Genomic DNA, 14,070 nt, shown 5'->3' with positions numbered 1-14,070 from the left:
TTTTTTGACTTATTTTTTAAAAGGTAAAGCATATTTAAAGATACGGCCTACCACCTGTCCAAACTGTTTAGCCAAACTTGCGTTGTTATAATTTAGACCATATTTTTTACATACAGCTTCAACTTTTGGAGCCATTTGGCGATAACGACGCGCTGGAATATCTGGAAATAAATGGTGCTCAATCTGATGGCTCAAATGTCCGCTTAAAATATGTAATGCTTCTGAACCTTTCAAGTTAGAAGAACCACGAATCTGGCGCATATACCAGTGACCACGGCTTTCTTCTTGTAAAACAGACTTTGGAAATACTTCTGCATCTTTTGTGAAGTGACCACAAAAAATAATCGTAAATGTCCAGATATTACGAAGACCATTTGCAACCAAATTACCAGTGAATACAGGTAAAGCTGCTGGACCTGCAATTAAAGGGAAGAAAACATAGTCTTTAAAAAGTTGTTTTCCAATCTTTTTATTAACAGGTTTTAACTCTTCCAAGAATTTTGCCATGCTCTTACGTTTATAAAGGACACGTCCAATTTCAAGATTCTGAATAGCTACGCCCCATTGGAACAATAAACAGAATGGGATGCTATAAACAGGTTGAAGTAAGAAACCTGGCTTCCAGCGTTGCTCTGGGAATAAACGAAGTAAACCGTAACCGATGTCATCATCAATACCTTTAATGTTGGTATAGGTGTGATGTTTATAGTTATGCGTTTGACGCCAGTTATCAGAAGTACCGACTGTATCCCACTCGTAAGTTTGACCATTAAATTTAGGATCATTCATCCAGTCATATTGACCATGCATTACGTTATGACCGAGTTCCATGTTTTCCATAATTTTAGAGAAGCCTAATAGGCCTGTTCCTAAAATCCACGCTGGTGGGAACCAACCTGCAAACAAACATGCACGACCTAAAAAGCTACTATAACGAATCGCAGCATAAACACGGCGGATATACTTAGCGTCTTTTTCGCCCAAATCATCCAATACTTCTTGCTTGATCTGATCGAGCTCTTTTGCAAATGCATCAAGTTCTGCTGGAGTCAAATCTCGATTTTTAGGATTTTTAAAATATTCGACTTTCACTGGCATATTCATAAGAGTTCTCTCTTAAAGATCAATAACTAGATCGGATTGTGCTGAGTTCACACAAATTTTGAGTAATTGGCTTGGTTCAGTGTTTTCACTACCGTTAAGTAAATTACGTGTTGAACCTTGTGATTTATTACAAACACATTTATTACAAATTCCCATACGGCAACCATGAGTTGGTTTAAGACCTTCATGTTCAAGGCTAACCAGAATTGACTGGCCTTTAGGAATTGCAATGACCTTATTAGACTGGGTTAATGTGACATTCACATAACCAATATCATCAGCAGAGCTTTCATTTGTTAAGCTAAAGGCCTCTGTTAAAACGGCTGGAGCTTTTTCAAAAAGTTGCTCAACTGTCGCCACAAAGCCAGAAGGTCCACACGCATAAATTGTGCTGTTTTCCACATCATCAACTAATGCTAAATGCTCTGTATTTAAACGCTCATCATTTGGGGTTTCTTGTGTATAGAAAACCTGATAATTAAAGTTCGGATATTGCTGTGCAACTTTTTCAAAGTATTCAACAAAAGCTGCATCTGAACGCTGCTTTACCCAATATAAAAGTTGTACCTGAACTTTATCTAACTGCTGGCTTTGTTTAATCGCAGTAATTAGGCTTAACATTGGGGTAATACCACTACCCGCAGCCAATATAGTTAAATTCGATGTTTTGATGTTTTGTTGCATGTCACCATAAGGTTGACCAAGCTCAAAAACATCACCAATTTTGCTTTCAGAAATAAACCAGTTACTCACGATCCCATCAGCAACTTTTTTAACTGTTAAACGTAAGTGCTGCGCATCTATTTGCGTCAAACTATAAGTACGTTCATAGCGACGACCGGCAATTTCTACAATTACAGGATGATGCTGGCCTGCAACGCCCATTTTTACTAGGCGGTTGCATTTCAGCGTCAGGCTCACCATGTCATGAGCGACAAATTCTTTTTTTACAATTTGAACAAGTCCGTGCTTTACAGACCATAAAGGATTAACTTTTTGTAGCCAGAAATTAGCCATTTCTTTATCAAAGATGGCTTGTGTCAATGAATTGAATAGAGAATTTCTCTTTTCGATTGCTTGCATAACTGAAGGCTCTGTCGCTCTTTTTTAATTATTATACACATGTATATATATTTGTATATACACCCGTACTTTTAATTACAATTTCACAAGTTCAGCTTCTAAGGCTATAATCCTGAGAGTTTACAAATATATTGAACAGCATGACCCAATCTTCACTTTCTCAGAACCTGAATGACACACCTCAACAACAAGATGTCATTGAAATTAAAACAGCTACGCGTTCTGTTGGAAGAAAAGCGACAATTACTAAAGAAGAACTTTTTCAGGCCGCTTTAAACCTCATTGGTCCGCAAAAAAGTATTGCTTCATTAAGCTTACGAGAAGTAGCTCGAGAAGCAGGAATTGCGCCAAATAGTTTCTATCGACATTTTAAAGATATTGATGAATTAGCTATTTCTCTAATTGACCGCGCAGGTATCGTTTTACGTAAAATTATCCGTCAGGCTCGCCTACGCGCTTCCTTGCAAGAAAGTATTATTCGTAGTTCGGTCGATATTTTTCTTCAACAGCTTGATGCCGACGAAGGCAATTTAAGTTTACTGCTCCGTGAAAGTTTTACAGGTTCAGCTTCTTATAAAGCTGCCGTAGACCGTCAACTCAACTTTTTTCAGCAAGAGTTGCAAGAAGATTTAATCCGTCTTGAGCGTTTAAATAACAATCACCTCTACCATCCAGATCTTGTTGCAAAAGCAATTACTCAACTTGTGTTTCACATGGGTGCAAAAGTCATTGATTTACCGATCAATCAACGTGCAGAAGTTGCTGAACAAACCATGATTATGATTCGGATGATTTTAGAAGGTGCACGTCATTTAGATGAAGCAAAAATTCGCTAAAATTATCTAATGAATGGCTTGTTGATGAACAGGCCATTTTTAAATCTAACTCCTCTATTTTCTAATAAAAATATAATTCACCAATTGAAGCTAATAGCTTGCCAGAGTATAAATAATCTTTCTGTTTGCTCTTTCTCCTATATTCCCAACGATCTCAGGGATCCACATGCAAAATTTGAATAATCGTCAAAGTCTGATTGCAAGCTACATTCTTATGGGCATCTTTTTGCTTTCGGTTATCCCCTTACATTTATTAGCAAGTTTTTTTGCAGGCTTTCTCATTTATGAAATTATTATTAGTTTAAGTTCGGTTGTAGAACGTTATATTGATGGCCAAAGAGCCCGTATTTTTATTAGTATTTTACTCAGTATCATCACCATCTCACTTATTGGTTTTTTCATCACAAGTCTAATTAGTTTCGTTTTATACGATCTAAAAGGTGTCGGCTTACATAGTATTAATAGCAAGGTTGATCAAACCCTTCTTCATTTGCAAGCAGAGATCACAAAGTATCTTCCAGGTTATATTCCTGATAGCGTGACAGATCTAAAAGACGAAATCTTTGCATTTATGAAAGATAACGTGACTACTCTAAAAAACACCAGTTCCGATATTTTGCATAACTTCGTGACTATGGTCATGGGATTAATTATTGGTATTTTGGTGGCAATACATGGTTTTCATCGCCGTACGCCTCAGCCTGTTTTTAAGTCACTGCTTATCCAGCGTATTCAAAAATTATCAATTTCATTTAAAAATGTTGTTTTTGCCCAAATAAAAATTTCAGCGATTAACACGCTGCTCTTTATTTTATTCGCCTTTATTTTGTTGCCGCTTTGGGGAGTTCACCTTCCTTTTGCCAAAACTTTAACTATTTTGACCTTTATGTTTGGTCTCATTCCAATTTTAGGGAATCTGCTTTCAAACACTTTAACGTTTATTGCAGCTCTTACCATTTCCCTAGGACTAGCAGGAGCAGCATTACTTTATCTCGTTTTGGTTCATAAGCTTGAATATTTTATTAATGCTAAAATTATTGGGCATAAAATCAATGCAAATGCATGGGAGATTTTATTAGCAATGCTAGTATTTGAGTCAATTTTTGGCTTAGGCGGTTTAATCGCAGCTCCAATTTTTTATGCGTATTTAAAGCTAGAATTAAAAGACGCTGGTCTCATCTAACTCAAAATCGATGTATGAAAAAAGCGCCCTCTCGGCGCTTTTTTCATTTTGAGTGAGTTACGGCTTAACCACAACTAACACTTGAATTGCTTCTGGTGTAACAGTTAAACCATCAAGTAAACTCAAGCCTTCTTTTTGCAGTTTCTGTAAACGCTCAATTTCGTCTTGACGAATACTTGGGTTGAACTGTTTGAGATAAGTTAAACGGTCAATTTCATATTGCCATTTATTGCCATAATGTTCTTTTGCTTGTTGCTGAAGCTGCGGTAAATCAACTTTCGCAATTTCTAACGCTTGTTTATAGCGCTGCTCAATGATATCACGGCGAGCTTTAACTACTTGGCGGCAGCTATTGCCATCTAAATGATGTAAATATGGTTTTAAAATTGTTGGATCAATCTTTTCAGATAAATCCTGTCCATTTTCACTTAACAACACGCGAATGAGTTGTTTCGGTAAACTTGATGGCAAGTTCAAAGATTTAGGTGCAACAACATCCACTTTAAACCAGACTTCAATTAATACTGAGCCCTGCTTTAACGCATTAGATTTAAGTACAGCAACATTGGTACTACCAAACGATTGTGTACGGATCATTTCCATAACACTTTCAATGAATGGATGCTCTAAAGTTAAATATTGAGCATCTTCACGAAGCTGAGCCTGATCGCGATAGAAGGTTGCTGTCATACCTTCTTCGTCTAAAGCCAAACCTTGCACTTGCATTTGGTCGGTTGGTTTAATAATCACCGTACCATTACTTTGCTCATCAAAGTCGATATTGGTTGATGACATGAAACGCTTCACAAACATTGGTAGCGTAGTATTGTCATCATAGTCTTCAAGGGCTTGAACAATTTCTTGTGCCACAATAGGACGACATGAATTATATTCAAGTAAACGATCTCGGCCAGCTTGAAGTTCAGCTTCCAAGGCTTGACGTTGAACGTTCACCTCTTCAAGCAAATCTTCAAATGTTTGACCTTGGTCTGCAAGTAAACAGTCTTTTAATTCAACAATAAAATTCTCTTGCAGCGTTTGCGCTGTCGGAGAAATATTGCTGAAAATATTCAGTGCTTCGTTATACCAACGGAACATACGCTCTTGAGCTGTTCCCACAAGGTATGGCACATGAATTTGGATACGGTTTTCTTGACCAATACGGTCTAGACGTCCAATACGTTGCTCTAAAACATCTGGGTTAGCTGGTAGATCAAATAAAATTAGATCACTGGCGAATTGGAAATTACGGCCTTCCGAACCAATTTCCGAACACAATAGAATCTGAGCGCCATAGCTTTCTTCAGCAAAATAAGCAGCCGCTTGGTCACGTTCTAATAAGCTCATGCCTTCATGGAACATTGCCGTACGAATACCTGCATGCAAACGCAACACATTTTCTAAAGATTCAACTACTGGTCCGCTACGCGCAATTAAAAGCACTTTTTTATGCTTAAGATCTTTACGTAAAATTTCCATTAACCATGGCACACGCGGATCATTTTGCATCCATGAACCATCAATTTGCGCTTCTTCAGGCCACATCTGCTCACGCAGTTTGCCATCTTTTGACCAATCTTCTGGTGCTGGTAATGGTGCTGGTTGACAATCACGACCTGGGAAGCCCTGAATGGCTTCACGTGTATTACGGAATAAAATACGTCCAGTACCGTGACGATCTAATAATTCGTGAATTGCTCTAAAGCGTTGGTCAGGCTGGTCTTCAATACTGTGACCTAATAAACCTTCTAAAGCAGATAAATGCTCTGGGGTTAAAGCTTGATCCGACATCAGCACTTCAGCAATTTTTGCAGTCTGCTGGTACTGAGTCTCCTCATCTAAGAAGCGCTCTAAACTACTAAAACGCTGTGGATCAAGTAAACGTAAGCGAGCGAAATGACTTTCTACACCTAATTGTTCAGGTGTTGCAGTGAGTAATAGTACCCCTGCTGTATTTTCAGCGAGCTCTTCAATTAAATCGTAGCGATCATTACCGCCTTCTTCTTCGCTCCACATCAAATGATGTGCTTCATCAACCACAAGCAAATCAAAACCAGCTTCTATGGCTTGCTCACGCAAATCATCATGGTCAACCATTAAGTCAACGCTGGCAATAATGCATTGCTCAGTCAAGAACGGGTTAAGCTCTGGATCATGTTCTTTAATAGATGCAGTACGCGTTAAATCAAACAGAGAGAATTGCAAGTTAAAACGGCGACGCATTTCAATCATCCACTGATACTGAAGAGAATCAGGGACTAAAATCAGAATTCGTTCTGAACGACCAGTTTTAAGCTGTTGGTGGATAATTAAACCAGCTTCAATTGTTTTACCTAAACCAACTTCATCGGCAAGTAAAACACGAGGTGCAAAGCGTTTACCAACTTCATGTGCGATATAAAGCTGATGAGGAATCAGGCCAACACGTGCACCGACCATCCCACGTAGAGGACTGGTCTGCATTTGTGCTTGCATCAACATCGCTTCAATACGCAGGTCATACCACTCTTTATAGTCAACTTGACTTGCAAGCAAACGATCTAAAGGTTTAGATAATTGAATTTGCGCACCAATACGTGTTTCATTAAGCGCTTTACGCTCTTGCTCGCCATTTTCTAAAGTACGAACAACGTTGTAACGCAAAACGCCATGACGGTCTTCAACAGACTCAACGATCCACTTTTGGCCTTCTTGATCTTGAACTTCATCATTCGTATTGAAGATGATACGAGATAGTGGAGCATTATTACGTGCATATACACGTGTCTCATCACTTTTGGGGAATAAAATGCTGACAGATCTTTCATCTACATCAATAAGAACACCTAAACCGAGCTCAGTTTCTGTGTCTGATAGCCAACGTTGACCAATAGCATACTGCTGCAATTTTTCCACCTTTCTCTCAAGTTCGCACTACATATTGTACGATGCAAATTAGCTTATTTTTGCATCTTTTTATGTAGTCTTTAAAGCAAAATTTTGAAGCAAAAACCAATTAAATTGCTTTGCTACAAAAAATCACGCATTAAAATTTTTACATTAAAACGGTACAGGACAGTCAAAAGTTAATGTTTCTGCTGTGACAGGATGATTAAAACTTAACTGTTTGGCATGCAAACATAAACGCGGAACAAATTGCTGCTCCGGTGTTGCATACAGCGTGTCACCTACAATTGGATGCCCAAGATATTGCATGTGTACACGGAGTTGATGAGATCGGCCCGTAATTGGTGTTAATTTGACACGAGTTACAGGCTGTCCCTGAATCTGAAAATGTTCTATTGCCTGCCAATGTGTTAAAGCAGGCTTATTGTGAGAAGCGTCGACAATATGTAAAGGTGGTCGGCTTGGGTCATAGATGACAGGAATATCTACAGTCCCCTCACCCTCTAAATGACCTGCGACAAGCGCTTCATATATTTTTGAAGTCTGACGATCTTGAAATTGACGTGCAATTGCACTTTGACCGAGCTTCGATAAACCAAATACTAAAATACCTGAAGTATCTCGGTCTAGACGATGAATGAGCAAAGTTTTAGGTTCAATTGCAACCAACCTTGTCAAAACGCTATCATGTAAATCACCCTTACCAGGAACACTCAAGATGTCCGAAGGTTTATGAATCACCATAAAATCATCATCACGATAGATCAGATGTTCACTTAGAAAATCACTCAAAGTTGTATTCCCAAGGTAAGATGAAAAACAAGCGGGCAATAATAAAAAGCTTACGTCCGAATTACAATGCCGTTCGGGTAAATTAACAGCAGAATTTGCAAATATTATGGATCACTTGAGGTCTATAGTCAGTCAAGGCTTCAATAACTGCATAATATGTTGCAATGTCGGTGCTTGCATTATCTCTTCAGCACTTAAGCTCGCACCATTTGCACGCCATAGATCGACCAAATAATTCACAGCAGACTGATCTAGTCCGTAGTTTCTTAAATCAATTTCAGGATGGATCTCCATAGGATGTCGCCCCACATGTTCAGCAATTGCCAATAAGATTCCTTTATCTGACAAGATATAAGAGGACGGCGTACTTAAAGACCATAACCGCATTAAGCTCTGCGTATTTAAATGTTTTATATGGTCAAAACTGATCTTTTCAACCCATTGGATATGCTGCTCTAGATTAGCCGCCAAGATCGCATCATTTACAACACTGACCTGATCTGTAATCGATAAAACAAGCTGCATGACTTGTTTAAACAGAGGCGACAAATCACCTGCCATCATAACTTGGGCTTTAGTATTTGATGACAAACGCTGACCAAGCTCCAACATGGTTTGTTGAAGCTGAGATGTCTCAATAAAAATAATTGGAATTTCAAGTGATTGAGCGCGCTTAATCAACAATTCCAAATGATTCGCCAATGGTTGCTCAGACCAATCTGCTCGTAGTTTAAGCTCATTGAGCCCAACCATGAGCAAAATACTTTGCGCTGACTCAATTGACCAATTTGAAGTACTTGCAGCTAATTGGATTTTTCGAGGTAAGGGATAAAACATTATTCTCTACAAATATAAAAATAGCTCAAATTAAAAAGCCCGTTTAACACGGGCTTTTTTGCTTACTTCATTTCAGCGAATGTTTCTTTTGCAGCCTGAATCGTAAATTCAATATCTTCATCAGAATGTGCAGATGAAATAAAGCCTGCTTCAAATGCTGAAGGTGCCAAGTTTACCCCACGCTTTAACATGCCATGGAAGAACTTTTTGAAAGCCTCAATATCACATGCCAACATTGAGTCAAAGCTTGTAATATCTTCTTGGTCAGTAAAGTAAAGACCGAACATTGCGCCAGCTTGCTGAGTCTTAAATGGAATACCCGCTTCATCAGCTGCAGCTTGTAAGCCTACAAGTAGCTTTTCAAGTTGAGCAGATAATTTGCTGTAAAAGTCAGGTTGGCGTAAATGTTTAAACATTTCAATACCAGCACGCATAGCAAGTGGGTTACCAGATAATGTACCGGCTTGGTATACACCGCCTAAAGGTGCGATACATTCCATGATTTCACGCTTACCACCAAATGCACCAACTGGTAGACCTGCACCAATAATTTTACCTAAAGTCGTTAAATCAGGTTTAACGTTATAAACCGATTGCGCACCACCTAAAGCAACACGGAAACCTGTCATCACTTCATCAATAATGAATACAGATTTATATTCATCACAAATATCACGAATGGCTTGTAAGAAACCGTCGATTGGTTTCACCATATTCATGTTACCTGCGACAGGCTCAATAATAACGCCCGCAATTTCATGACCAAATTTAGCAAAGCATTCTTTTAATGCAGCAATATCGTTGTAAGGTAACGTTAAAGTGTGTTTAGCGAAATCAACAGGAACACCTTTCGAAGTCGGTTCACCTTCACCTAAAGTCAGTAAACCTGAACCCGCTTTTACTAAAAGTGAGTCAGAGTGGCCATGATAACAACCTTCAAACTTCACGATTTTGTCACGGCCAGTATAACCACGTGCTAAACGAATAGCAGTCATGGTTGCTTCTGTACCCGAGTTAGTCATACGCACCAATTCAATTGATGGCATGATTTCACAGATAATATCTGCCAGTGTTGTTTCGTGTACGGTTGGTGCACCAAAACTTAAGCCATCTTCTGCTGCTGTTTGTACAGCCTTAATAATCTCTGGATGAGCATGACCTAAAATCATTGGTCCCCAAGAACCAACATAGTCAACATAACGCTTACCATCGACATCCCATAAATAAGCACCTTTTGCTTTCTCGATGAAAACAGGTGTTCCTCCAACGCCATTAAAGGCACGTACCGGAGAGTTCACACCACCTGGAATGTGTTTGCTGGCTTGTTTAAATAACTGTTCTTGCTTTGGAGATAAACTCATGGAAATGCTCGTCTTAAATATCTAAAAAATAATTTTGAAAGCTTAAGAAAATAATTGTGCCCACGCCTGTACACGGGCAGGAATTTCAGCAGTTGATCGGCCTAATATATCACTAATGACTGCACAGAGGTCAGCCCCTGCCTCAATCACAGGTTTTGAGTTTTCAACAGTTAAACCACCAATCGCACAAATTGGTACATCATATTGAGCTGCTGCCTGCTTAATTACTTCGATCCCCACATTACCTGCTTCAGGTTTTGTAGAAGTCGCGTAAACCGCACCAAAGGCAACATAAGTTGCACCATCGGCAATAGCTTTTTGGGCAAGTTCTAATGAATTTAAGCAAGTACGGCCAATGATGACACCTTCTGGTAACTGCGATTTTGCATCGGTAATTTCACCGTCACTTTGCCCTAAATGCACACCTAATCCAAACTGAGCAGCCAGTTTTAGGTCATCATTAATCACAAAAGGAACTTGATATTTTTCACATAAAAGTTTGATCTGTTCAACTTCTGCGGGTTGGTCTGTTTTTTCTACTTTCTTACGGCGGTACTGCAAAATTGCGATCTGACGAGTTGCGAGTGCGGCATCTAGTTTTTCTAATAATAGTTGGATTGGGTCATCGTTGGTAATGAGGTATAAACCGCGCATACTCTACTCTCGCTTTAAAAAACTTGGCTAGTATAACGGATTTATAGGACATCATAAGTACCGATTGATCTAGGTCTAACAGTACCAATCGGTATATTTAGAATAGAAAGTAAAATTAGCTCGGAATTTTATCAAACTTACGGTCAACCAAACTCAAACGGCCACGTGCAACATCAGACAACATTCGCCAATCAGAAATAAAGCTATAGAAAGGTTGTTTAAAACTGGCAGGCTTATTTTTTTCAAACACAAAATGTCCAACCCAAGCATTTGCATAACCCGCTACCAAACCATAGAGCACATATTTGGCTTGCTTCTTACGGACTGCTTTTGAAAAAAAGTATAGACCAATGCTACTGCCCACCACATGCAAACGTCTGCTCATGATGTTACGGTGTTCAGTTAAATAAAAACGATAAAATTCCTGATAGTTTTTAATCGGCAATTCAAACTCTGGCTGAGCTTCATGGCTAAAGTTTATTGGTGCATTCACGATCATCTTCCTGATTTTTATTTGATCAAAACGTCACCTGATTGTACACCTAAATAAAAGTGTAGCGTCATATGTTTGATTGTAACTTTCTCTATCAAAACCATTATTTTTAGAGCTGAGCTATTATACTTATTCAAGATAGTCTAAATACCTGATTCAGGGAGATATATTATGGTCGAAGTCGAACTAAAGTTTCAGTTGCCTGAATCGAAGAAAAAAACTGTCCAGCAATACTTAAAAAAACACAAAGCAAAGAACATCCACTTACAGGCAAAGTATTACGATACACCTGATCGACTGCTTGCAAAAAACGGTATGGCCTTACGTTTACGTAAAGAAGATGATCAATGGGTACAAACATTTAAAGCCGCAGGTCAAAGCCATCTCCACCGTGTTGAAGAAGAAACTCATTTAGGCGTTTGTGACCAAGAACCTGACTTAAACCTTGAGTTATACCAAGATAATAAAGTGGTAACTGATTTAATTAATGCGGCCTTAGGAACGCAAGCTGAAAAACTAAGTTTGCAGTTTGAGACTGATGTACAGCGCACCTATCATGTGTTTGAAGCAGATAATACAGCGATTGAAGTTTGCTTAGATGATGGTGTCGTAAAAACAGCGGATGCACAAAGTGTAATTTGCGAAGTCGAATTTGAACTCAAGCAGGGTGCAGTGAAAACGCTTATTCAATTTGCGCAGCAATGGATTAATCGTTATTCACTTTGGCTTGATGTAAGAAGTAAAGCCGAACGTGGCAACTTATTAGCACTAGGGCAAGCTGCCTCACCTGCTGTTCATGCTAAAACTTTGACATTAAATAAAGATATTACTGCTGAACAGGCTCTAAAAAAGATTGTCGAAAACTGTTTAGGGCAATTCTTACCAAATATGGCTGTCATTGCCGATGGAGTTGCCGAAGCTGAGCATATCCATCAGGCACGGGTAAGCTTACGTCGTTTACGTAGTGCCCTTAAGCATTTTGCAGGTTGGTCAAGCGAGCTAAATCCTGTTTGGGAAGAACAAATTGCTGAGCTTTTCCGTAAACTTGGAGACACTCGTGATGAAGATGCGATTCGCACCGAAGTGTTACCTATTATTCAACAACACGGTTCACCTGAACTTTTACTACCAGTTTCAGCCCAGCCCTCAAAAGAACTCTCAACAATCTTTACCTATGCGGACACGATTAAGCTATTACTCGATTTATTAGCATTTGCTTATTCAGAAGAAGATTCAGACAGCAAAACAGGTGGATTAAAAAAACACATTAAAAAGAGTTTAGATAAGTTACATCATAAAGTGATTAATAATGCTGAACACTTCTCTGAGCTTGAAGTGAATGAACAGCACAAAATAAGAAAGCAAGCTAAACAGTTACGTTATTGTGTTGAGTTTATTTCGAGTCTTTATCCAAATAAAAAAGTACAGCAATATTTAAAACAGCTACAACCTGTGCAAAATACCCTAGGTCAATATAACGATTTGTTTATTGCAGAAGGTATTTTTAACAATGTGGTTGAACAAGATCCATCTTTCTGGTTTGCCTTAGGTTGGGTCAAAGCCAAACAGCCACAATTACAAAAGCGCTCAGCAAAAGCTTTACAGGCTTTTAGTGAGGTTGAAACTTTCTGGTAATTTATAAAAAGTCGCTGTAAACGTGCAGCGACTTTTATCGGTATTTACCAAATACTTTCCATACGCCGTTATCTGCTAACGGATCACTATAGCTATCGCTGCGTTGCTTTCTTGGCTTATCACGAGCATCAACCAATTTAAAATGTGGCTCAACCCCTAGCACGATACCATTGGTATAAAACCGTGAACGTGTATATTCGCTTTGCCCATGTTGAAACACATAGGTTCTTAAATCGATGAATTCACGGTGAGCAACCAAAGCCGCGGTATCATCACTTTGCAACCATTCTTGCATCCTAAATATCTGGTCTGTTTCAAACTGCCCGCATTTTTCAATAAGACTCGCAACACCGCGGAAAGTTTTAGATTCTTTTGCACGTGTTTTATTAATCCGAATTCGGTCTACGTGAAAAAAGAATAGCGGTAAATTTAAATGGCTTGGCAAATGAATCGCGTCTGGTAATTCATCTTCCATAAATGGCTGAAAAAGCTCTTGTGCCCTTTCAATTAGCCCCTGCCACTGTTGGTAATAATTTTCGACTTCTTCTTGCAAGCCATAATAAATCGGCAGCCCTTCAACATGCTCTAAATATTGAGGTGGGAAAACATGCTGGCGTAATAAAGCAATATCTGTTTTTAAACTTTGAATCGCAATTGCATCTTGCATATTAGTCTCTCCTACTAATACTTAGGCTATTTACAGACTAAGTCAAAGGTTTTGTTTCCGCAAGCGTTTGCCTATAATAAGCAGCTCTATTTTTGCGGGAATAAGTCATGTCTCAAAAGATTAATGCAACAGATATTACTGAAGAAGAAGCGTTAAATGCGGTTTTCTTTGAGCGTGCGGATGAATTCATTAAACAAGCCAATGATTTTTGTCGCCCGCCAAAAGATAAAAAAGTTGATCCAGCTGAGCTACGTGGTCAAGTGAGTGCTGCAATGTTATTTGCTACTGCCCGCTTCAATACATGGGTAGCAGCAAATAACTTTAAAGATGGTAATGAAATGCGTGATGCGAAAGATCAGGTTATGTCTTACCTTCTTCAGCAATTTCAGATGATGCTTGAAGATAACTTCGATGAATATTGTGAACAATTCGAAAATTATTTACGTTTCCGTAAAAATGAAGATTTTCACGCGCATAAACATGATCATTAATATGATTTAAATACCTAAATAAAAAGCCACATTTGAGTGGCTTTTTAT

Annotated in this window: 13 protein-coding genes; 4 read left to right on the top strand and 9 right to left on the bottom strand. The window is 38.7% G+C overall.

The features are described 5' to 3' along the window. Nucleotides 1-9 precede the first annotated feature (9 nt). Nucleotides 10-1,104, bottom strand: coding sequence for a fatty acid desaturase family protein (locus tag F928_RS06695; protein WP_002118415.1), 1,095 nt, complete (start codon nt 1,102-1,104; stop codon nt 10-12). Nucleotides 1,105-1,116: 12 nt separating this feature from the next. Further along, complete coding sequence (locus F928_RS06690; protein WP_002118823.1) at nt 1,117-2,187, bottom strand: ferredoxin reductase; 1,071 nt, start codon at nt 2,185-2,187, stop codon at nt 1,117-1,119. 140 nt (nt 2,188-2,327) lie between these two features. Between F928_RS06690 and fabR the strand changes: the two genes are divergently transcribed. Next, the gene (fabR, locus tag F928_RS06685; RefSeq protein ID WP_002118668.1) at nt 2,328-3,023 is read left to right on the top strand and encodes an HTH-type transcriptional repressor FabR; all 696 of its coding nucleotides are present in this window, start codon (nt 2,328-2,330) and stop codon (nt 3,021-3,023) included. A gap of 166 nt (nt 3,024-3,189) precedes the next feature. Next, nucleotides 3,190-4,206: an AI-2E family transporter gene (locus F928_RS06680; RefSeq protein ID WP_002118525.1), complete on the top strand. Its 1,017-nt coding sequence runs from the start codon at nt 3,190-3,192 to the stop codon at nt 4,204-4,206. 57 nt (nt 4,207-4,263) lie between these two features. On the opposite strand, the gene rapA is transcribed toward F928_RS06680, so the two are convergent. The 6 genes from rapA to F928_RS06650 all read right to left on the bottom strand — a co-directional run bounded on the left by rapA (nt 4,264) and on the right by F928_RS06650 (nt 11,235). Beyond that, nucleotides 4,264-7,101 (bottom strand): RNA polymerase-associated protein RapA, encoded by a 2,838-nt coding sequence (rapA, locus tag F928_RS06675; RefSeq protein WP_005073250.1) that lies wholly within the window; start codon nt 7,099-7,101, stop codon nt 4,264-4,266. Between the two features lie 144 nt (nt 7,102-7,245). Beyond that, nucleotides 7,246-7,884: an RluA family pseudouridine synthase gene (gene rluA / locus F928_RS06670; RefSeq protein WP_005073245.1), complete on the bottom strand. Its 639-nt coding sequence runs from the start codon at nt 7,882-7,884 to the stop codon at nt 7,246-7,248. 132 nt (nt 7,885-8,016) lie between these two features. Continuing rightward, nucleotides 8,017-8,721, bottom strand: a complete 705-nt coding sequence (locus tag F928_RS06665) for a hypothetical protein (protein ID WP_002118521.1) — start codon at nt 8,719-8,721, stop codon at nt 8,017-8,019. A 62-nt stretch (nt 8,722-8,783) separates the two neighbouring features. After that, a complete protein-coding gene (hemL, locus tag F928_RS06660) occupies nt 8,784-10,082 on the bottom strand; it encodes a glutamate-1-semialdehyde 2,1-aminomutase (RefSeq protein ID WP_005073243.1) in 1,299 nt (432 codons plus the stop codon). A gap of 42 nt (nt 10,083-10,124) precedes the next feature. Continuing rightward, a complete protein-coding gene (gene thiE / locus F928_RS06655; protein WP_002118528.1) occupies nt 10,125-10,736 on the bottom strand; it encodes a thiamine phosphate synthase in 612 nt (203 codons plus the stop codon). Nucleotides 10,737-10,851: 115 nt separating this feature from the next. Further along, entirely contained in the window at nt 10,852-11,235 is a 384-nt protein-coding gene (locus F928_RS06650; protein WP_016802513.1) for an Mpo1-like protein, read from the bottom strand. Between the two features lie 165 nt (nt 11,236-11,400). Between F928_RS06650 and ygiF the strand changes: the two genes are divergently transcribed. After that, nucleotides 11,401-12,864, top strand: a complete 1,464-nt coding sequence (ygiF, locus tag F928_RS22590) for a CYTH and CHAD domain-containing protein (protein WP_005073238.1) — start codon at nt 11,401-11,403, stop codon at nt 12,862-12,864. Between the two features lie 34 nt (nt 12,865-12,898). On the opposite strand, the gene F928_RS06640 is transcribed toward ygiF, so the two are convergent. After that, entirely contained in the window at nt 12,899-13,531 is a 633-nt protein-coding gene (locus tag F928_RS06640; RefSeq protein WP_005073235.1) for a hypothetical protein, read from the bottom strand. Between the two features lie 107 nt (nt 13,532-13,638). On the opposite strand from F928_RS06640, the gene F928_RS06635 reads away from it, so the two are divergent. After that, on the top strand, nt 13,639-14,022 hold the full coding sequence (locus F928_RS06635; protein WP_002118682.1) for a DUF3144 domain-containing protein: 384 nt from the start codon (nt 13,639-13,641) through the stop codon (nt 14,020-14,022). Nucleotides 14,023-14,070 lie beyond the last annotated feature (48 nt).

The sequence above is a fragment of the Acinetobacter pittii ATCC 19004 = CIP 70.29 genome (assembly GCF_000369045.1).
Lineage (GTDB): Bacteria > Pseudomonadota > Gammaproteobacteria > Pseudomonadales > Moraxellaceae > Acinetobacter > Acinetobacter pittii.
This window is presented reverse-complemented; position numbering and strand designations above follow the sequence as displayed.